Below are 1,058 nucleotides of genomic sequence, written 5' to 3'. Positions count from 1 at the left end.
GTTGCCCCCTGTCGATCGGATGACCTGGGGGGTGGTGTCACCGGGCCCGAGGGGTGCCGTCGGAGACGCTGATCAGAGGTCCGGCCACCGCCCGGCCCGGCGCAATGCCGGGCAGCTCGCGGGCGGCAGGTCTGCATAACGTGGATGCGCGCGAACGGCCCCGCCACTGAGGCCGGCACGCTATCGACGTATGTGGGGGCACGGTGATCGACATCGACGAGACGGGCGTCTTCCTCGGCCTGGACGTCGGCAAGAGCAACCATCACGGCCACGGACTCACCCCGGCCGGGAAGAAAGTCTTCGACAAAGCCCTGCCGAACGGCGAACCTCAATTGCGGGCCGTCTTCGACAAGCTCAAGGCCAAGTTCGGCACCGTCCTGGTGGTCGTGGACCAGCCCGCCTCCATCGGCGCCCTGCCGCTGACCGTCGCCCGCGACGCCGGCTGCAAGGTCGCCTACCTGCCCGGACTCGCGATGCGCCGGATCGCCGACCTCTACCCGGGTGAGGCCAAGACCGATGCCCGCGACGCAGCTGTCATCGCAGACGCCGCCCGCACCATGCCCCACACCCTGCGCTCCCTCGAACTGGCCGACGAGATCACCGCCGAGCTGACCATGCTGGTCGGCTTCGACCAGGACCTGGCAGGCGAGGCCAACCGCACCTCCAACCGCATCCGCGGCCTGCTCACCCAGTTCCACCCCAGCCTCGAACGCGTCCTGGGACCCCGCCTGGACCACCCCGCCATCACCTGGCTCCTGGAGCGCTATGGATCTCCGGCCGCTCTGCGCAAAGCCGGCCGCCGCAAGCTCGTCGAGGTGATACGGCCAAAGGCCCCGCGCATGACCCAGCGGCTCGTCGACGATGTCTTCGACGCCCTCGACGAACAGACCGTCATCGTCCCGGGTACCAACACCCTGGACGTGATCGTGCCGTCGCTGGCCAAGTCGCTGGCCGCCGTCCACGAACAACGCCGGGCACTGGAAGCCCAGATCGAGGCCCTGCTGGAGGCCCACCCTAATGGGCAGTGATGCGGGGCACCGCCAGGCCCACCCTGGCCC

General features: G+C 69.5%; 1 pseudogene. It reads left to right on the top strand.

Features of this window, described 5'->3' with window-relative positions:
* Window positions 1-203: 203 nt before the first annotated feature.
* Window positions 204-1,016: pseudogene (locus tag IE217_RS34355) on the top strand (IS110 family transposase); the annotation flags it as partial.
* Window positions 1,017-1,058: the final 42 nt, after the last annotated feature.

The sequence above is a fragment of the Streptomyces naganishii JCM 4654 genome (genome assembly GCF_014650575.1).
Classification (GTDB): Bacteria; Actinomycetota; Actinomycetes; order Streptomycetales; family Streptomycetaceae; genus Streptomyces; species Streptomyces naganishii.
The sequence above is the reverse complement of the archived record's forward strand: the minus strand, read 5'-3'. Positions and strand labels throughout refer to the sequence as shown.